Genomic DNA, 17,793 nt, shown 5'->3' with positions numbered 1-17,793 from the left:
CATGGAGATCCCGGCAATGAAATATTCGTTACTGACTCTGACTGGCGCTGCTCTGCTGTTTACCGTTAGCAGCGCAGGCGCCGCTGAAAAAACGCCGCAGCAGGAAAAGATGACGCGCTGTAATCAGCTCGCCGCCACGCAAAATCTGAAAGGCGATGAGCGCAAAACCTTTATGAGCGACTGCCTGAAAAAAGAGAGCAAGCTCGGCAATATGACGCCGCAGCAGCTGAAAATGAGAAGCTGTAACAGTGCAGCCGGGGAAAAGGATCTCTCGGGTGATGCGCGCAAAACCTTTATGAGTAGCTGCCTGAAAAAAAGCGCCTGATAATAAAAGCGGCATCTGATTAATGACTTAGCTGCCGCTTGCTTTATTTTTCCTGCCAGTTTCCCACGCTTTGCCACACTTACTCTTTGCAGGGGTTTGTCATCCCGCATCCGAAAATAATAAAGGAGCAAGGTGTGAGCTATCAATCTATCACAGAGCTTAACGCGCTGGCGCAGCAGCAGCCCGTGCCGTTCAGCGTGGGCGAGACCGACATTATTTTGATCCGCGAGGGCGATCAGGTGCAGGCGTTTCAGGCCAAATGCCCGCACGCCGGCGCGCCGCTGGCGGAAGGGGCGGTCTGTGACGGCAAACTGATCTGCCCGTGGCACAAAGCGGTATTTCAGCTGCAGGATGGCAAAATGTGTGAACCGCTGGCGCTGACCAACCTGACGCGTTATCCGGTGCGGATCGAGCAGGGCAAGGTGCTCGTCAGTGAGCAGCCGCTTCCTGAGGCATCCGCACCCGCTGCGGCAGATAGCGAGCCGGTCTATGTCATTCTCGGCAGCGGAGCGGCGGGCGCCGCGGCGATCTGGACGCTGCGCGATGAGGGATTCAGCGGACAGATTATTCGTATCGAGCGCGAGGCCGCGGCCCCGTATGATCGTACCGCGCTCAGCAAGTTTGTGCCGTCGGGCAAAATGGCTATCGATGATGTCCCTGCGCTGCTGCAGCAGGATGTGCTGGGGCCGGTCGAACTGCTGCAGGATGAGGTGGTGCAGCTGCAGGCGCGTGCAAAGACGCTCACGCTGAAAAGCGGAGAGCAGGTGAGGTTTGACCGGCTGCTGGTGGCGACCGGTGGCGTGCCGCAGGCGCCGGATATTCCCGGCCGGGATCTGGCCGGCGTTCACCTGCTGCGTTCGCGCGATCAGGCTGAGGCGCTGCTGAACGATGTTGATGAAACGCAGGAGCTGGTGATTGTCGGCAACAGTTTTATCGGTATGGAAGTTGCCGGAGCGCTGCGCAGTCGTGACGTAAAGGTCACCGTGGTCGCCCGCCAGCGTCTGCCGTTTGTAAAACAGTTTGGCGAAGAGATAGCGGAGCATTTTTATGCGCTGCACCGCAGTAACGGCGTTATCTTTGAGCAGGGCGAGCCGGAGGCGCTGGAGGGAGAGCGTGAAGTCACCGTGCTACGCCTGAAAGGAGGCAAAACATTGCCCGCGCGGCGGGTGCTGCTCGGTACCAGCGTCAGCCCCGCAACCGGGTTTGTGCATGACTTAACGCTGCAGGAGGATGGCAGCCTGCTGACCGATCGCCAGCTGCGGGTGACGGATAGCGTCTGGGTCGCCGGCGATATTGCCACCTATCCCACCGCTGATGGCGAACAGCGCATCGAGCACTATCGTGTGGCTCACCAGCAGGGGCGGATTGCCGCGCTGAATATGCTGGATAAGCAGATTGAGTACGACCGCGTACCTTTTTTCTGGACGGCGCACTACGGCACCCGTTACGAATATCTCGGGCATGCTGAAGAGTGGGATGAATATCGTCTGCTGGGTTCGCTGGATGACCAGAGGTTTATTGCGTTCTACTGCCAGCAAGGGAGAATTGCAGCGGTCTGCTCGGCCGGATTATACACGCTTACCGCTGCGCTAATCGAACAGATGCAGCAGCCGCTGACGCTGGCGCAGGGCGTGGCGCTCTATGAGCAGTATACCGCGTAACTGCCCGGCTTAATTCCGGTCCTCAGTTCAGAAAAGAGGACCGGGACGACGGCAGAAGAGGACTGCGATTACGCTTTGCTCAGCGCCTCTGACTTCGCCATGCAGCGCTGCATGGCGTTCATCACCGCCGCGCGAAAACCATTCTCTTCCAGCGCTTTTACCGCCTCAATCGTCGTGCCACCGGGCGAGCAGACCTGATCTTTCAGCTCAGCAGGATGTGTGCCCGTCTCGATGACCATCTGCGCAGCACCTTTCACCGCCTGCGCGGCAAACTCATACGCCTGCGCGCGCGGCATGCCGCCCAGCACGGCCGCGTCGGCCATCGCTTCAATAAACATAAATACATATGCCGGAGCCGAGCCGCTGACGCCCACAACTGCGTGGATCAGATACTCATTGACCACGGCGGCTTTCCCGAAGCTTTCAAAAATAGCGACGATATCGTCCACTTCCTGCGGCTCCACCAGCACGTTAGGTGTTACCGAGGTCATGCCCTCATTGACCAGCGCCGGCGTATTGGGCATCACCCGCACAATTTTGCGATCGTGACCCAGTACGCCAGCCAGCGAATCCAGCGTCACGCCTGCGGCAATTGAAACTACCAGCGCATCTTTTTTCATCACGCCCGCCAGATCGCTGAGCACTTTCAGAATCACATTAGGTTTGACCGCGCCAAACAGGATATCCGCCTCGCGCGCCAGTGCTTCTGCGCTCTCCGCCGCGCTGATCCCGTACTGCTGCGCCATCTGCTGGTTGGTTTCCGCTTTGCGGTCCCATACCAGAATATTGGCGGGGGCGATAAGCCCGCTGTTGACCAGGCCGCTGATGATCGCCCGGGCCATATTGCCGCAGCCGATAAAGCCGATTTTTTTCTCCAGCATCGCTCTCTCCTTAATCATATTGATTTCGCTGCGGGTTAGCTTACGTCAGCGGTCGTGAATAACAAGTGCCGGTAAAATATCGATTGCCTTTCCTGACCAGCGCGGCAAGATTGCGCCTGTTATTCATTACAGGGAAACCATTATGTCAATCTGGGTCGATGCTGACGCCTGTCCGGTGGTCATTAAAGAGGTACTTTACCGCGCTGCCGAACGGACAAAAGTGACGGTGACCTTTGTCGCTAACCAGCCGCTGCGCGTGCCGCCTTCACCCTTTCTGAAGACGCTGCAGGTCGCGGCCGGTTTTGACGTGGCGGACAATGAAATTGTGAAGCGCGTGCAGCCCGGCGAGCTGGTGATCACCGGCGACATTCCGCTGGCGGCGGAAGTGCTGGAAAAAGGGGCTGCTGCGCTGAATCCGCGTGGTGAGCGTTACTCGCCTGATACTATCCGGCAGCGCCTGACCATGCGCGATTTTATGGAGACGATGCGCGCCAGCGGCATTCAGAGCGGCGGCCCGGCGGCGCTGAGCCCGCGTGACCGCCAGCTGTTTGCCAACGAACTCGACAAGTGGCTGCGTCAGCGCTGATCAGACAAAGCTGTCATCATCATCAAAGCCGCCGTTGTCAAAATCATTCAGATCGCTGTTGTCGGCAAAGCTGTTGTCATTCCAGCTGCTGTTGTCATTGAGAAACGCACTGCTGCTGTCGTTGCCGTTGAACGTATCCAGGTTCTCATCCACCTGCGGCAGCGCCGGTTCGTTGATAATATTCACGATCTCTTCCGGCTGCGAATGATGAAACAGGCTGGTGAGCATATCCGCCATCACCACGCCACCTGCCACGCCTACAGCCGTCTGCAGCGCGCCGCCGAGAAAGCCAGTGCCGCGGGCCGGTGCGGCCGGCTGCTGCGCATATTGCGGGGGCGGGCTGTTCCAGCCAGACTGCTGCTGCTGCGGTTGCTGCTGACGCGAACCGCCGCCAAATAAACCGGAAAGAAAGCCGCCGCTCTGCTGCGGAGCCTGCTGCTGTGCCTGGTTGTTTTCCAGCTCGGTGATGCGGGCATTCAGCTTTTTCAGTGCAGCCTCCTGAATCAGAATCGCCTGGGCCATGTAGTAGGGCGCGTCGGGCTGGTTCTGCAGATGCTGACGGATAAGCTGTTCCGCACCCGCATCGCGCGGGCCACTCTGCTCACCGGCCTGTTTTAACCGGCTAAAGAGATTTTCAATGAGTTGCTGTTCCTGATTTTGCATGGTGAACCTCCGTTGGCGTTAAGGCTATCTATATGCGGGCAGGGCGCGCGAAAGTAAATCACTGACGTGGTAAGCAAATGTTGCCCGCGTACACCGCCCGGGTGATGCACAAAATGCGCATGCTTTTTCGCTGTAAATTCAGTGAGCTAATTATAGCAGCCGCCAGAGTGCGCGTAATTTGTGCTTCGAAACTGGCTGCTGAAATAAAATCCGGATATTATGCGACGCATTATTGACCTGATCGCCTGCCGGCGCGGCAGAGCACGGCGGAGAATAAGCCCGGATGTCATTACCCATCTATCTTATCGGCGCACGCGGATGCGGCAAAACCACTATCGGCCAGGTGCTGGCGCGCATGCTGAATTACACCTTCTGCGATACCGATCACTACCTGCAGCAGGCCGCGCAGCGCAGCGTGGCTGAAATTGTTGCCAGCGAAGGCTGGGAGAGCTTCCGCGCGCGCGAAACCGAGGCGCTGCGCGCCGTCACCACGCCGGCAGCGGTGATTGCCACCGGCGGCGGGATGGTGCTGGCTGAAGTAAACCGCCGCTTTATGCGCGAGCAGGGACATGTGATCTGGCTCAGCGCACCGGCGGAAGCGCTGGCGAACCGGCTGCAGCAGCAGCCTGAAACCGCGCAGCGGCCCACGCTTACCGGCCAGCCAATTGCCGAGGAGATGGATGAGATCCTGCGCCTGCGCGCGCCGCTCTATCAGCAGGCGGCCCACTATCAGGTTGATGCCATGCAGCCGCCGGAGCAGGTTGCAGAACAGATCATACGTTCGCTCGCGCTGGCCCGCGCCAGCTGATTTTTATCAGAAAACTCCCGCTTTGCTGGCATCAATGCATGCTGGTCTATACTCAGTAACAGGCAGCGGATCGCCACTGCCGTGTGGAACACTGATAAGAGAGGGAAAACGATGCCATCCAGACCACCCTATCCGCGTGAAGCCCGTGTCGTGGCCGTCGAAAAAGGGCCAGAAGGTAAAAAAGTTACCTGGTATGAACTGCGTGCCGATCATCCTAAAGAGAACTCCCTGATCAGCGAGCATGAATCTGAGCAGGAAGCACTGGACGCGAAAGATCGCTACGAAGATGTGGAAAAAGAATAAGCCGCACTGGCAGGGACGCCAGTGAATTCTCCGCACTCTCCTGAATTTTCCTGCCGCTGCGCCAGCAGCGATTTATTTGCGTGACACCCTGAGGGCTTCCCTTGTAATCTGCTGATAACCTTCATGTGCTGCGAGGAAAAAGCATGCTCAATGTCAGTGATTATTTCGACGGAAAAGTGAAATCGATCGGGTTCGACAGCGTGACCATCGGCCGCGCCAGCGTAGGCGTTATGGCTGAAGGCGAGTACACCTTTGGCACCGGCCAGCCGGAAGAGATGACGGTGGTGAGCGGCGCACTGAAAGTGCTGCTGCCGGGTGAGGCGGAGTGGAAGTGGTATGAGGCGGGCAGCACATTTAATGTCCCCGGCCACAGTGAGTTTCATCTGCAGGTAGCTGAGCCTACCTCCTATCTCTGCCGCTACCTGTAAACGGCGCAAGAGAGACAGAGCTGCAACCTTCAGGCTGCAGCTTTTTTTATGCCTGATTAACGCGGTGCTTCGCCGCCGAGCGCGTCGGTCAGGCTGGCGATCAGCGCCGCGAGTTCGCCGGTCATCAGCGTAAAGTCAGCGTCAAAGCGCAGAGCGAAATCCTCGCGATCGATATCATCATTCTGTTCACGCAGCGTATCGCTGAATTTCAGGCGCTTTACTGAACCATCATCAGCAATCACAAACTGAATTCGCTCCTGCCAGTCGAGCGCCAGTCTGGTCACCACTTTGCCCGCTTCAATGTGGTTGGCGATCTCATCGGAGATCAGATCCTGCTTTTTGCAGCGGATCACACCGCCATCCTCCAGCAGCGCTTTCAGCTCCGCCTCATCCATCAGGGCGTAGCCTGCAGGCAGGTCGCCGCCGCGCACCCACTCCGTCAGCGTCAGCTCAATCGGCTTCTCCATGGTCAGCGGCACGACCGGCAGCGAGCCGAGACTTTTGCGCAGCAGCGCCAGCGTATCTTCCGCTTTTTTGGCGCTGGCGCAGTCAACAGCGATCAGGTTATTGACCGTATCGATCCACATAAAGGTCTGGCTGAAACGGCTGAAAGCGCGGGGCAGCAGGCTGTGCAGCACTTCATCTTTCAGCGAATCTTTTTCAGTTTTCTTCAGCTTGCGGCTCTGCTCCGCCTCCAGCTTCTCAATTTTGGCATCCAGCGCCTGCTTCACGACCGGTGAAGGCAGAATTTTCTGTTCGGTGCGGGCGCAGATCACTATCTGTCCGTTGACCTCATGGGCCAGCGCTTCCCCGCGGTTACCCATCGGCGATACCCAGCCGGTCTGAGCCATATCCTGACTTCCGCACGGTGAGAACGTAAATGCATCAAGCTGTTTTTCCAGATCGTCTGCGGACAGCGGAAGGTCACGATTCAGACGATAAACCATCATATTTTTAAACCACAACATCGGGATTCCTTACCGTGGGTGCGATCGGGCGCACAAGTCTCAAACAGGGAGCGCGCATGATAGCGAAACCTGCGCCGGGTTTCATTGCCTTTCCCGAATCGCCCCTCTACTGTATCTCCACCCCATGTGAATAATGAGGAATAACCCGTGCGTATCGGTATCGATTTAGGCGGCACCAAGACAGAGGTTATTGCTTTATCGGATGACGGCACGCAGCTGTTCCGCCATCGTGTGAATACCCCGCGCAACGACTACGCTGCCACGGTCGGCGTGATGGCGGATCTGGTTCGTCTGGCCGAAGCGCAGACCGGAGAGCGGGGCAGCGTCGGGGTCGGAATTCCCGGCTCAATTTCGCCCTATGCGCAGCGGGTGAAAAATGCCAACTCCACCTGGCTGAACGGCCAGCCGCTGGATAAGGATCTGGCGCAGGCGCTGAGCCGGGAGGTGCGCATTGCCAATGATGCAAACTGTCTGGCGGTTTCTGAAGCCACGGACGGCGCCGGCGCCGGTCAGCCGCTGGTGTTTGCGGTGATCATCGGCACCGGATCCGGCGCGGGGATCGCCATGAACGGCGTGTCGCGCATCGGGCTCAATGGCAACGCCGGCGAGTGGGGGCACAATCCGCTGCCGTGGATGAATGCCGATGAGCAGCGCTTTCAGCAGGAGGTGCCGTGCTACTGCGGCTTACGGGGATGTATTGAAACCTTTGTCTCCGGAACCGGTTTTGCCACTGATTACCAGCGGTTAAGCGGGCAGACGCTCAGCGGTGCGGAGATTATGCAGCTGATTGCGCAGCAGGATCCGCTGGCGGAGCAGGCGATGAGCCGCTACGAACAGCGGCTGGCGAAAGCGCTGGCGCAGGTGGTGAATCTGCTCGATCCCGACGTGATTGTGCTGGGCGGCGGAATGAGCAATGTGGACCGTCTGTACCAGACGCTGCCCGGCCTGATGCAACCCTGGGTGTTTGGCCGCGAGTGTGAAACGCCGGTGCGTAAAGCGCTGCACGGCGACTCCAGCGGCGTTCGCGGCGCAGCGTGGCTCTGGCCGCTGGAGGGACAGGCGACGTTATGACTTATGCGGCGCAAAGCCAAACCACGCCGGCTGGGTGCGATCGGGCGGCGGCGGCAGCGCGGCGGACTGGCCAACCAGCTGCCAGGCGCGCAGGCACAGCGCCTCATCACCCTGCGTCTGGGTAACGGCAAAGCGCCCGCTGGCCTGCCACTCCAGCCGCAGCCAGCACTGCTGTCCGGCGTAGTGCGCCGCATCGCGAAACTGCTGGTTAAGCTGATGCTGAACGCTGCGCGTCCAGTGGCAGGAGGCGCTTTCCGGTGCCACGTCCGGCTCGCACAGGTTGCTTAATGCGGCTGGCGGGGCGGCAGGCGTACGGGCGCAGCCAGTCAGCGTCAGCGCTGCCAGCAGCAGACCGCCTGCGGCGGCGATAAAATCTATTCTCATAACAGAGCCTGAAAAACGGGAGCCAGCCGCTGAGTCTACCGCGCGCCGGGCGGAAAGCTATGGCATTCCTCTGACTCTCTGCAGAACCAGAATCAGTCGCAGGTTACGCTCCCGGCAGCTGCAGCTTGCTGTATCCCAGGCCATTCATTTTCCGTACCCGGATCTGGACCGGAATACGCTCTTTCATCGCCTCTACGTGGCTGATCACGCCAATGGTTTTCCCGCTGGCGTTAAGCGCATCCAGCGCGTCGAGCGCGGTATCGAGCGTCTCAGCATCCAGCGTGCCAAACCCCTCATCAAGGAACAGAGATTCGATGCGGGTTTTGTGACTGACCAGATCGGAGAGCGCCAGCGCCAGCGCCAGACTCACCAGAAAACTCTCACCGCCCGAAAGCGTTCGGGTATCGCGGGTTGCGTCCGCCTGCCAGGTATCCACCACCTCAAGCTCCAGCTCATCGCTGAGGCGTCGCTGCAGCAGATAGCGTCCATGCAGGCGATCAAGCTGACGATTCGCCAGCCAGACCAGATGATCCAGCGTTAACCCCTGCGCAAACCGGCGGAACTTGTCACCTTTGGCTGAACCGATCAGATCGTTGAGGCGGCTCAGCTGCACCAGCTCAGCCTCATCGGCGGCGATCTCTGCCAGCAGCGCCTGCTGCTGCTGGCGCAGAAGCGCATCACTCTGCAGCTGCTGCTGCGCCTCTCCCTGCTGGCGCGCGTTATCACGCAGCGCCAGGCGTAATGTCTCCAGCTGCTGGCTGAGGGCGGCAGCCTGTTCATTGCTGAAGCCGGCGGGGCGCTGCTGCTGATGCTGCGCCAGCCGCTGGTCCAGCTGTTCATAGCGGGCAATCTGCTGTAAACGCTGCTGCTCCAGCTGCTGCAGCCGGGCGCGCAGCTGCAGCAGCGCCTCTTCCGGCAGCAGCGCCGCGTGCAGTGCCGCTTCATCAGCAAACTCGCTCTGCCGCAGTGCCTGGCTGAACTGCTGTTGCGCCTGCTGCAGGCGCTCCGTCAGGGCGGCCTGCTGGCTGTACGTCTGCGCCAGCTGACCCTGCAGGCTATGCAGTCCGCTTTGCGCCTGCTGCCACTGCTGCAGCCCCCCTGCCAGCGCCTGGTCCAGCTGCTGCAGTAGCGTGTGCTGTTGCCGGCGCGCCTCCGTTACGCTGCGCGTGCCAAACAGCTGGCTGCGCTGCTGCTGCAGATCCTGCTGCTGCTGCTGCATCAGCGTCAGAGCGTGCTGCAGGCTCTCCTGCTGCTGCCGTTCACGCTGCAGCGTCTGCTGCAGGTTATGCTGTTCACTTCCCGCTCTGGCGATCTGCGGCTGCAGAGAAGTCAGTAACTGCTCACTCTCTTGCCAGCGCTGCCAGCGCTGCTGCTGTGCGGCAAACCAGCTGGCGCGTGCGGCGGGTTCCGGCAGGCGAAGCTGATGGGCCGCGAGCTGCTCCGTCAGGCGCGCCGCAGCGTGCTGCAGCGCCTGCTGCTCATCTCTGAGCCGCTGCTCCAGATCGGCCAGCTGCTGCTGTGCGCTCTCCCGCTGCTGCTGTGCAAGCTGCTGCTCCTGCAGATGCTGCTGCCACCGCTGCTGCTGCTGCAGATAGGCATCTTTAGCCTGCTGCAGCACTGCTGCTGCCTCTTCACGCGCCTGCAGCTGCTGTTGCTCCGTCAGCTCCTGCGCCTCCAGCTGCTGCTGCCAGGCGGTGAACTCTGCATGCTGCGCCGGCGTAAAGTTCAGTCCCAGCGGAGTGCACAGCGCCTGCCACCGGGTATCAATGGTGGCCAGCTGGCGATCCAGGTCAGCCAGCTCCTCTTCCAGCGCCTGCTGCTGCTGCAGAGAGAGTTTCTGCTGTTCGCCCTGTGCCGTGCCTGCCTCTTTCAGCTGCGCCACTGCCGTCTCCAGCGCGGTCAGCCGCTGCTGATTCTCATCCGGCCGGAGCTGCTGATAGTCCGCTACCGCCGGGTGCTGACAGGAACCACACAGCGGGCAGGGGGTGTCAGGTTGTAATCTGGCGCGCTCATCAGCCAGCCGGGCAATAGTCCGCTCCAGTTCGCACAGGCGACGCAGATCGAGCAGCGCCTGATGCTCACGCTTCCAGCTGTCGCGCAGCTTCTGCAGCGTCTCTTCACCCTGCCGGTAACTCTGCTGCAGCTGCGTCAGCCTGGCAGCCCGCTGTACGCGCTGCGGTTGCAGCGATTGCCACTGCGCGGCCAGCAGCGTCAGCTGCTGACGCGGGGCGCGCTGCTGCTGGTAGCGGGCAAGGGCATTGCGCAGATCGGCGCTGCGCTGCTGATTTTCCAGAGAGGTCAGCGCCTGCTCAGCCTGTTCGCGCTGCTGGCGGCTCTCCGCCTCCGCCTGCGCTAATGGCTTAGCCGCCTGTTCACGCGCTGCCAGCGTCTGCTGCAGCTGCGCCAGCTGCTGCTGTTGTCGCTGCTGCTGTCCGGCAAGCTGCGCCGCCGCCTGTTCACGCTCCTCAAGGTGTCCGATGTCAGCCTGCCAGCGCGCCAGCTCCGGTCCCCAGCCGGCGGTCGCCGCTTCGCGCGTGCGCCACGCCTGCTGTTCAGCCAGCTGCAGCTGTAAGCGTTCACTCACCTGTTGCTGCTGCTGCAGCGCCTGTTCGCTGCGGCCGACCGCATGCTGCTGCTGCGTCAGCTGCTGCTGCTGTTCACTCAGCTGCTGCGCGGTGCGCGCTATCTGCTGATCGAGCGGCAGCACCTGCTCTGTCAGCAGCGTTTCGAGCTGCTGTCCGGCTTCCACCGCCTCATCACGCCTCTGCAGCGCCTGCTGATAATCGCGTTCCGCCTGCTGCAGCGTGGTTTCAGCCTGTTGCTGCTGCGCCTGCAGCTGCCGGACCAGCTGCTGCTGTGCATCATTGTCCCGCTGCAGCTGTTCACGCAACTGCAGTCCGGCGCGCAGCTTCTCTGCCGGCTCGGCGCGCGCCAGCTGCTGGCGCTCTGCGGACGCCTGCTGCCACGCCTGTTCCGCTGCCTGGCGCGCCGCGTCAGCGTGCTGCTGCTCCTGCGTCAGCTGCTGCGCCTGCGCCAGCCACTGCTGCTGCGTCTGCGCCTGCGTAAGCTGTGCATTCAGCGCGCGCTCCTCCGCGCTTAAAGTCTCCAGCTGCTCTGTGAGCGACGCCCGCTGCGTCTCATCCAGCAGCGTAATGCCGCCGGCGCGGGCGCGCAGCGTCTCAAGCGCGCCGCGCGCCGCGCGCCAGCGTTCAAAAATATGAATGGAGATATCGCCATAAATCTCGGTACCGGTCAGCTCCTCCAGCAGTTCGGCGCGCTCGCCGGGGCGGGCGTTCAGAAATGCGGCAAACTGACCCTGTGACAGCATCATTGAGCGGGTGAAGCGGGCAAAATCGAGCCCGGAGAGCGACTCTATGGCTTTCAGCTTATCGCCGACTTTATCCGCCACGATCTGATTATCAGCGACCCGCGCCAGCTCCACGCGCGGCGCCTGCAGCTTGCCGTCAGCCTGACCGCGCGCCCGGTTCTGGCTCCAGAAGGCGCGCCAGGCTTCACCTTTAATTTCAAACTCAACTTCAGCCAGACACTCGGCGGTGTCGCGCGTCATCAGCTGATTCTCACTCTGCGACAGCCCGCCAAGGCGCGGCGTCTGGTGATAGAGCGCGAGGCAGATCGCATCCAGCAGCGTGGTTTTGCCGGCGCCGGTAGCGCCCGTGATGGCAAACAGACCGTTGCTGGCGAACGGCTCCTGGCGGAAGTCGATCAGCCATTCACCGCGCAGTGCGTTGAGATTTTTAAAACGTAGCGTCAGAATTTTCATGCGGACGGATCCTCCAGGGCGGCCAGCGCGCTGCGAAACAGACGGGTCAGTCCGTCACTCTGCTGCGCATCCAGCTCTGACTCCTGAGCCAGGCGACGGGCAAAAACCTCTTCGACTTTCAGCTCGCTCAGCGTCTCATTTGTCAGCCGTTCCAGGCTGCGCTGACGCAGCGCGCGACTGCGGCGCACCAGCAGCACCTCTACCGGCAGCGTGGCCGTGAGCTGTTCAATACGCCGCTGCAGATCGGTGAGGTACTCCTGCGTGGTGATCTCGATATCCAGCCATACCGGCAGCAATCCCTCATAGCGGGCAAACTGTGCCAGCTGCGCCTCAATCTCTGCCATCGATCCTTTTAGCATCTGCATCGGCTGAAAGGCGGGTATGGTCAGCGCGGTTACGCTCTCCAGCGTGTGGCCAAAATCGAGCAGCCAGACGCTTTTATCACGTCCGCTCTCATCAAAACTGAGCGGGATCGGTGAGCCGCTGTAGCGAATATGTTCCGTGCCGGCAATCCGCTGCGCGCGGTGAATATGGCCGAGTGCAATGTAGTCTGCGGGCGGAAATGCCTGCGCCGGAAACGCATCCAGCGTGCCGATATAGATATCACGTACCGCGTCGCTTTTGGTCACGCCCACGGTAGTGAGGTGGCCGGTAGCGACGATTGGCAGCGGCTTATCCAGCCGCTCTCTTTCTGCCACGGCGGCGCTATAGCAGTGCTGATAATGCTGCTCAATCGCCTGCAGCAGCGATAACTGCTTGTCGCGCCCGGACTGACCGGCCCGGCTGCGCAGAATATCGCGCGGGCGCAGATAGGGAATGGCGCACAGCAGCGCGCCCGGCGATCCGTCACGCTGCGTCAGCGTCAGCACCTGCTGTTCGCCGCCGGGGGTGGCGCTGGTGATCACCCGGGTGTTAAGGCAGGCCAGCAGTTCGCGCGACTCATTCAGCGTGGCGACCGAATCGTGATTGCCCGCCAGCACAATTAGCTGACAGCCGCTGGGCTGCAGCGCGACCACGAACCGGTTAAACATTTCACGGGCGTAACTGGGGGGCGAACCGGTATCAAACAGATCGCCTGCCACGATCAGTGCATCAACCTGATGCTCAGCAATTTGCCGGAGCAGCCAGTCAAGAAAAGCCTGGTGTTCGGCGGCGCGACTCTTGCTGTAAAAAAACTGACCGAGGTGCCAGTCTGCGGTATGAATAATGCGCATGGGGTGTCCTGCCTGAAAGCTGGCGGCCAGTATAACGGCTTCGGGCACAAAGGAAAAAAGACGTTTTTGCCGGTGCGGGGGTGGTTTTTATCTCTTGCTTACCCGCCGGGTTTTTCATAAAAGTGTCATAAAACTGACGCATAATGACGCCGCATATCCCAGTGACATCCCGTCACACTCGCAGGAGCAATAATGGCCAAGCGCATTTTGGTTGTGGAAGATGAAGCGCCCATCCGGGAAATGTTATGTTTTGTGCTGGAACAGAACGACTACCAGCCCATTGAAGCGGAAGATTATGACAGCGCGATTAGCCGGCTGATTGAACCCTGGCCCGATCTGATTCTGCTGGACTGGATGCTGCCCGGCGGCAGCGGCATTCAGTTTATTAAACATCTGAAGCGCGAGGCCATGACGCGCGATATCCCGGTCATGATGCTGACCGCGCGCGGTGAGGAAGAGGATCGCGTGCGCGGGCTGGAAGTGGGCGCAGATGATTACATCACCAAGCCGTTCTCACCGAAAGAGCTGATGGCGCGTATTAAAGCCGTCATGCGGCGCATCTCCCCGATGGCGGTCGAAGAGGTGATTGAGATGCAGGGGCTGAGTCTCGATCCCTCCTCACATCGCGTGATGTCGGAGACCACGCCGCTGGAGATGGGGCCAACCGAATATAAGCTGCTGCATTTCTTTATGACGCATCCGGAGCGGGTCTACAGCCGCGAACAGCTGCTGAACCACGTCTGGGGCACCAACGTCTATGTCGAAGATCGCACCGTAGATGTGCATATTCGTCGCCTGCGTAAAGCACTGGAAATCTCCGGCCACGATCGTATGGTGCAAACCGTACGCGGAACAGGGTATCGTTTCTCTGCCCGCTACTAAACGGAGCCTGCTACCGTGCTGGAACGCCTCTCCTGGAAGCGATTACTGACCGAGCTGGCGCTGGCCTGTCTGCCTGCGCTGCTGCTCGGCCTGCTGTTTGGTTATCTGTCGTGGTGGCTGCTGGCAGCCGTCTCAGGCGTTCTGGCCTGGCACTTTACTAATCTGATGCGGCTCTCCCACTGGCTGTGGGTCGACCGATCAATGACGCCGCCCACCGGGCGCGGCAGCTGGGAACCGCTGTTTTATGGCCTCTACCAGATGCAGCTGCGTAACCGCCGCCGCCGCCGCGAGCTGGGAAACCTGATCAGGCGCTTTCGCAGCGGTGCGGAGTCGCTGCCGGATGCCGTGGTGCTGACCACTGAAGAGGGAACCATTTTCTGGTGCAACGGCCTCGCCCAGCAGCATCTGGGGCTGCGCTGGCCGGAGGATAACGGCCAGAATATTCTCAACCTGCTGCGCTATCCCGAATTCTCCCGCTATATCCGCCAGCGCGACTTTGCCCGGCCGCTGACGGTAGTGCTGAATAATCAGCGGCACATGGAGTTCCGCGTGATGCCTTACAGCGAGGGGCAGTGGCTGATGGTGGCGCGCGATGTGACCCAGATGCATCAGCTGGAGGGCGCCCGCCGCAACTTTTTTGCCAACGTCAGTCATGAACTGCGTACGCCGCTCACGGTGCTGCAGGGCTATCTGGAGATGATGGACGATGAGGCGATGAATGCGCGAACGCGCAGCAAAGCGCTGGGCACGATGCAGGAGCAGACCCGGCGCATGGACAGCCTGGTCAGGCAGCTGCTGACGCTGTCGCGTATCGAGGCGGCTCCGGCGCTCGATCTTAAAGAGCGGGTTGATGTACCGGCCATGCTGCATCTGCTGCAGCGCGAAGCGGAAACGCTGAGCCAGGGGCGCCATGTTATTCACTTCCATACCGATCCTCACTTACGCGTACTGGGAAATGACGAGCAGCTGCGCAGCGCTATCTCTAACCTGGTCTATAACGCGGTTAACCACACGCCGGAAGGCACGCATATCCATATCAGCTGGCTGCGCACGCGGCAGGGAGCGGAGCTTAAAGTCTGCGATAACGGTCCCGGCATCAGCGAAGAGCATCTGCCGCGCCTGACGGAGCGCTTTTACCGCGTTGATAAAGCGCGGTCGCGTGCCACCGGGGGCAGCGGACTGGGGCTGGCGATCGTCAAGCATGCGCTGAGCCATCACGGTGCACGGCTGGAGATCAGCAGCCGGCCGCATCAGGAGACCTGCTTTCGCTTTCTGCTGCCGTCGCGTCTGATTGTGGAAGAGGCCGCGCAGGAGCGGGCGGGGTAATCTGCGTTGCGCCGTTTTCGCAGGCTTGCCACAATAGCGCTCTTCTTCTCTCTGACGGCGGCTCCATGCTGAAATCTCTGCTGTTCACACTTCTGCTGCTCTTCTCTGTGCTGGCGCAGGCGCAAAAAGCGATGCTGACCGGCAACCTCAGCAGCGCCGGGTCAGATACGCTGGGCTACCTGATGACGCTGTGGGGGGAAGATTTCAGCCTGCAGGCGCCCGGCGTCAACGTTCAGGTACAGGCGGCGGGCTCTTCAACCGCGCCAACGGCGCTGGCTGCGGGTGCCGCACAGCTGGGCGCGATGAGCCGGCCGATGCAGAACGATGAACGACAGCTGTTCATTGCCCGCTACGGCTATCCGCCGCTCGCCGTACCGGTCGCCATGGATGCGCTGGTCGTGGTGGTGAACCAGGCTAATCCGCTGCAGCGTATCAGCCAGCCGCAGCTTGATGCGCTCTATTCTGTTACCCGCCTGTGCGGCGGCACGCAGGTTCCGCAGCGCTGGGGCGATACGGGCGTGACAGACGATAACTGGGCGCAGCGGCGCATTCAGCGCTTTGGCCGCAACTCCGCCTCCGGCACCTGGGGGTTCTTCAAACAGCAGGCGCTCTGTCGCGGCGATTTTCGCGCTGACGTGGCGGAGTTTCCCGGTTCAGCTGCCGTAGTGCAGGCGGTTGCGACCACGCCAGAGAGTATCGGCTACGCCAGCTTTGGCTTTCATCTCAGCGGCGTAAAGATAGTGCCGATTGTGACGCGAACCGGCGAAAGCATCATGCCGGATGCCGATACCATCCGCAGCGGCCGCTATCCCTGGTCCCGGCCACTCTATATCTACGTGAATAAACCGCCGGGCAAGCCGCTGCCGCTGCTGGTGGCGGCGTTTCTGCATCAGGTACTGTCGTCGCAGGGCCAGCGGCGAGTGGCGGAAGCGGGCTATTTACCTCTCTCCGATGCGCAAATCTCCGCTGCGCGGGCGGCCATTGAGTAAGCAGGAAGCAGGGACACAGGAAAATGAATTTTCTTCATGCCTGCTGAAAATTCTTCCGTTGCCCCGCGCGCGGAAGCGTGGCACTCTTTGGACATATAGCCATCCAGATGGCTGAAATAACCAGAAGAAATTATACCTGACCGCAACTACCGGTCTGCAAGGAGAATCTATGCCCGCTCAGCACGCCCCGTTCCGCGCCGATACCGTCGGCAGTTTTCTGCGTCCCGCTGCGATCAAACAGGCGCGCGAACAGCACGCCCGTGGTGAGATTGGCGCGGAGCAGCTGCGCGAAGTGGAAGACCAGGCTATTCGCGATGTTGTCGCGCAGCAGCGTGCCAATGGCCTGCAGGTTGTCACCGACGGCGAGTTCCGTCGCGCCTGGTGGCACTTCGATTTCTTTGGCGATTTGAATGGCGTAGAGCTGTTTGAAGCGGAGCAGGGGATCCAGTTCAACGGCGTGCAGACCAAAGCGCACGGTGTAAAAGTCACCGGTAAAGTCTCGTTTAATCCGGCGCATCCGATGCTGGACCACTTCCGCTTTCTGCAGAGTATCGCCGGCGACGCGGTCGCTAAAATGACGATTCCCAGCCCGAGCGTGCTGCATTTCCGCGGCGGTCGCAAGGTTATCGACGCCACGGTTTACCCCGATCTGGATGCCTACTTTGCCGATCTGGCGCAGACCTATAAAGACGCCATTGCCGCATTTTATGCTGCCGGCTGCCGCTATCTGCAGCTCGACGATACCGTCTGGGCCTATCTCTGCTCCGGGGAGCAGCAGGAACAGATCCGCGCACGCGGCGACGATCCGCAGGCGCTGGCCCGCACTTATGCGCAGGTGCTGAACGCGGCGCTGGCAGATAAACCGGCCGATCTCACCGTCGGGCTGCACGTGTGCCGCGGTAACTTCCGTTCTACCTGGATATCAGAAGGCGGCTATGAGCCGGTAGCGGAGATCCTGTTTGGCGGCGTGAATATCGACGCCTTTTTCCTGGAGTATGACAACGAACGCTCCGGCGGATTTGAGCCGCTGCGCTTTATTAAGCCAGGTCATCAGAAAGCGGTACTGGGTCTTATCACGACCAAAACCGGCGCGCTGGAAGATCCTGAACAGGTCAAAGCGCGGCTGCAGGAAGCGGCGCAGTATGTCAGCCTCGATCAGATCTGCCTCAGCCCACAGTGCGGCTTTGCTTCCACCGAAGAGGGTAATAGCCTGAGCGAAGCGGAGCAGTGGCAGAAGATCCGTCTGGTGGTGGATATCGCTAAACAGGTGTGGTGAGAGTGTAAAGTTGTGCAGACAGGCGCGTAAATCGCGCCTTTTGTGCATCCGGAACCGCACTTATGCAAGAACAACTTTCGCTTTGTCTGAATTTTAAACAAATCATCTGGGGCGTTTAGCGGCTATTTCGCCCATATTCACTGCCTGCATACGCTTATGCGCGATATCCTTCTGGTTTTTCGATCCTGTATTGTCTTTCTCCGCTATAAACGTTTTAATTTGCGCCGTTGTCGATTCATCCCTCTGT

17 protein-coding genes are annotated in these 17,793 nt (G+C 60.4%); 11 read left to right on the top strand and 6 right to left on the bottom strand.

Annotated elements, in window-relative coordinates; genetic code table 11:
- Positions 1 to 16 precede the first annotated feature (16 nt).
- Together AC2CF9_RS08930 and AC2CF9_RS08925 are read left to right on the top strand one after the other, a co-directional pair.
- On the top strand, positions 17 to 325 hold the full coding sequence (locus AC2CF9_RS08930; RefSeq protein ID WP_484556788.1) for a PsiF family protein: 309 nt from the start codon (positions 17 to 19) through the stop codon (positions 323 to 325).
- A 134-nt stretch (positions 326 to 459) separates the two neighbouring features.
- Positions 460 to 1,986 (top strand): FAD-dependent oxidoreductase, encoded by a 1,527-nt coding sequence (locus AC2CF9_RS08925; protein ID WP_484556787.1) that lies wholly within the window; start codon positions 460 to 462, stop codon positions 1,984 to 1,986.
- Between the two features lie 68 nt (positions 1,987 to 2,054).
- Here AC2CF9_RS08925 and proC read toward each other — a convergent pair whose 3' ends face one another.
- Positions 2,055 to 2,867 (bottom strand): pyrroline-5-carboxylate reductase, encoded by an 813-nt coding sequence (proC, locus tag AC2CF9_RS08920; RefSeq protein ID WP_113654941.1) that lies wholly within the window; start codon positions 2,865 to 2,867, stop codon positions 2,055 to 2,057.
- Between the two features lie 142 nt (positions 2,868 to 3,009).
- Here proC and AC2CF9_RS08915 point away from each other — a divergent pair, with 142 nt between their 5' ends.
- Positions 3,010 to 3,453: a YaiI/YqxD family protein gene (locus tag AC2CF9_RS08915; RefSeq protein WP_039382940.1), complete on the top strand. Its 444-nt coding sequence runs from the start codon at positions 3,010 to 3,012 to the stop codon at positions 3,451 to 3,453.
- Here AC2CF9_RS08915 and AC2CF9_RS08910 read toward each other — a convergent pair whose 3' ends face one another.
- The gene (locus AC2CF9_RS08910; RefSeq protein ID WP_150017713.1) at positions 3,454 to 4,116 is read right to left on the bottom strand and encodes a DUF2076 domain-containing protein; all 663 of its coding nucleotides are present in this window, start codon (positions 4,114 to 4,116) and stop codon (positions 3,454 to 3,456) included.
- A gap of 283 nt (positions 4,117 to 4,399) precedes the next feature.
- Here AC2CF9_RS08910 and aroL point away from each other — a divergent pair, with 283 nt between their 5' ends.
- The 3 genes from aroL to ppnP all read left to right on the top strand — a co-directional run bounded on the left by aroL (position 4,400) and on the right by ppnP (position 5,655).
- Positions 4,400 to 4,924 (top strand): shikimate kinase AroL, encoded by a 525-nt coding sequence (aroL, locus tag AC2CF9_RS08905; RefSeq protein WP_150017711.1) that lies wholly within the window; start codon positions 4,400 to 4,402, stop codon positions 4,922 to 4,924.
- Between the two features lie 111 nt (positions 4,925 to 5,035).
- Positions 5,036 to 5,227, top strand: coding sequence for a YaiA family protein (locus AC2CF9_RS08900; protein ID WP_150017709.1), 192 nt, complete (start codon positions 5,036 to 5,038; stop codon positions 5,225 to 5,227).
- 143 nt (positions 5,228 to 5,370) lie between these two features.
- The gene (gene ppnP, locus AC2CF9_RS08895; protein WP_039382944.1) at positions 5,371 to 5,655 is read left to right on the top strand and encodes a pyrimidine/purine nucleoside phosphorylase; all 285 of its coding nucleotides are present in this window, start codon (positions 5,371 to 5,373) and stop codon (positions 5,653 to 5,655) included.
- A 56-nt stretch (positions 5,656 to 5,711) separates the two neighbouring features.
- Here ppnP and rdgC read toward each other — a convergent pair whose 3' ends face one another.
- Positions 5,712 to 6,623, bottom strand: a complete 912-nt coding sequence (rdgC, locus tag AC2CF9_RS08890) for a recombination-associated protein RdgC (RefSeq protein WP_150017707.1) — start codon at positions 6,621 to 6,623, stop codon at positions 5,712 to 5,714.
- A gap of 147 nt (positions 6,624 to 6,770) precedes the next feature.
- Here rdgC and mak point away from each other — a divergent pair, with 147 nt between their 5' ends.
- Complete coding sequence (gene mak / locus AC2CF9_RS08885; protein ID WP_484556786.1) at positions 6,771 to 7,694, top strand: fructokinase; 924 nt, start codon at positions 6,771 to 6,773, stop codon at positions 7,692 to 7,694.
- Here mak and AC2CF9_RS08880 read toward each other — a convergent pair.
- From AC2CF9_RS08880 to sbcD, 3 genes are all read right to left on the bottom strand, one after another.
- The gene (locus AC2CF9_RS08880; protein ID WP_484556785.1) at positions 7,689 to 8,078 is read right to left on the bottom strand and encodes a cell envelope integrity TolA C-terminal domain-containing protein; all 390 of its coding nucleotides are present in this window, start codon (positions 8,076 to 8,078) and stop codon (positions 7,689 to 7,691) included. The genes mak and AC2CF9_RS08880 overlap by 6 nt on opposite strands.
- A gap of 103 nt (positions 8,079 to 8,181) precedes the next feature.
- Positions 8,182 to 11,859: an AAA family ATPase gene (locus AC2CF9_RS08875; protein ID WP_484556784.1), complete on the bottom strand. Its 3,678-nt coding sequence runs from the start codon at positions 11,857 to 11,859 to the stop codon at positions 8,182 to 8,184.
- The gene (gene sbcD / locus AC2CF9_RS08870) at positions 11,856 to 13,073 is read right to left on the bottom strand and encodes an exonuclease subunit SbcD (protein WP_484556783.1); all 1,218 of its coding nucleotides are present in this window, start codon (positions 13,071 to 13,073) and stop codon (positions 11,856 to 11,858) included. Before sbcD ends, AC2CF9_RS08875 begins: the two co-directional genes overlap by 4 nt.
- Before the next feature lie 192 nt (positions 13,074 to 13,265).
- On the opposite strand from sbcD, the gene phoB reads away from it, so the two are divergent.
- The 4 genes from phoB to AC2CF9_RS08850 all read left to right on the top strand — a co-directional run bounded on the left by phoB (position 13,266) and on the right by AC2CF9_RS08850 (position 17,546).
- Complete coding sequence (gene phoB / locus AC2CF9_RS08865; RefSeq protein WP_039382949.1) at positions 13,266 to 13,955, top strand: phosphate response regulator transcription factor PhoB; 690 nt, start codon at positions 13,266 to 13,268, stop codon at positions 13,953 to 13,955.
- Positions 13,956 to 13,970: 15 nt separating this feature from the next.
- Positions 13,971 to 15,281: a phosphate regulon sensor histidine kinase PhoR gene (gene phoR, locus AC2CF9_RS08860; RefSeq protein ID WP_150017697.1), complete on the top strand. Its 1,311-nt coding sequence runs from the start codon at positions 13,971 to 13,973 to the stop codon at positions 15,279 to 15,281.
- A gap of 68 nt (positions 15,282 to 15,349) precedes the next feature.
- Positions 15,350 to 16,270, top strand: coding sequence for a PstS family phosphate ABC transporter substrate-binding protein (locus AC2CF9_RS08855; protein WP_484556803.1), 921 nt, complete (start codon positions 15,350 to 15,352; stop codon positions 16,268 to 16,270).
- A 169-nt stretch (positions 16,271 to 16,439) separates the two neighbouring features.
- Entirely contained in the window at positions 16,440 to 17,546 is a 1,107-nt protein-coding gene (locus tag AC2CF9_RS08850; RefSeq protein WP_150017695.1) for a cobalamin-independent methionine synthase II family protein, read from the top strand.
- Positions 17,547 to 17,793: the final 247 nt, after the last annotated feature.

It is taken from the genome of Pantoea sp. SYBGC1 (assembly GCF_057197005.1).
Note: the sequence above shows the minus strand (reverse complement) of the source record. Positions and strands in the feature narration are given on the sequence as shown.

Coding starts and splice junctions, on each gene's coding strand:
- AC2CF9_RS08930 (WP_484556788.1), top strand. CDS start 17: ATGAAATATTCGTTACTGACTCTGACTGGCGCTGCTCTGCTGTTTACC.
- proC (WP_113654941.1), bottom strand. CDS start 2,867: ATGCTGGAGAAAAAAATCGGCTTTATCGGCTGCGGCAATATGGCCCGG.
- AC2CF9_RS08915 (WP_039382940.1), top strand. CDS start 3,010: ATGTCAATCTGGGTCGATGCTGACGCCTGTCCGGTGGTCATTAAAGAG.
- AC2CF9_RS08910 (WP_150017713.1), bottom strand. CDS start 4,116: ATGCAAAATCAGGAACAGCAACTCATTGAAAATCTCTTTAGCCGGTTA.
- aroL (WP_150017711.1), top strand. CDS start 4,400: ATGTCATTACCCATCTATCTTATCGGCGCACGCGGATGCGGCAAAACC.
- AC2CF9_RS08900 (WP_150017709.1), top strand. CDS start 5,036: ATGCCATCCAGACCACCCTATCCGCGTGAAGCCCGTGTCGTGGCCGTC.
- ppnP (WP_039382944.1), top strand. CDS start 5,371: ATGCTCAATGTCAGTGATTATTTCGACGGAAAAGTGAAATCGATCGGG.
- rdgC (WP_150017707.1), bottom strand. CDS start 6,623: ATGTTGTGGTTTAAAAATATGATGGTTTATCGTCTGAATCGTGACCTT.
- AC2CF9_RS08880 (WP_484556785.1), bottom strand. CDS start 8,078: ATGAGAATAGATTTTATCGCCGCCGCAGGCGGTCTGCTGCTGGCAGCG.
- AC2CF9_RS08875 (WP_484556784.1), bottom strand. CDS start 11,859: ATGAAAATTCTGACGCTACGTTTTAAAAATCTCAACGCACTGCGCGGT.
- sbcD (WP_484556783.1), bottom strand. CDS start 13,073: ATGCGCATTATTCATACCGCAGACTGGCACCTCGGTCAGTTTTTTTAC.
- phoB (WP_039382949.1), top strand. CDS start 13,266: ATGGCCAAGCGCATTTTGGTTGTGGAAGATGAAGCGCCCATCCGGGAA.
- AC2CF9_RS08850 (WP_150017695.1), top strand. CDS start 16,440: ATGCCCGCTCAGCACGCCCCGTTCCGCGCCGATACCGTCGGCAGTTTT.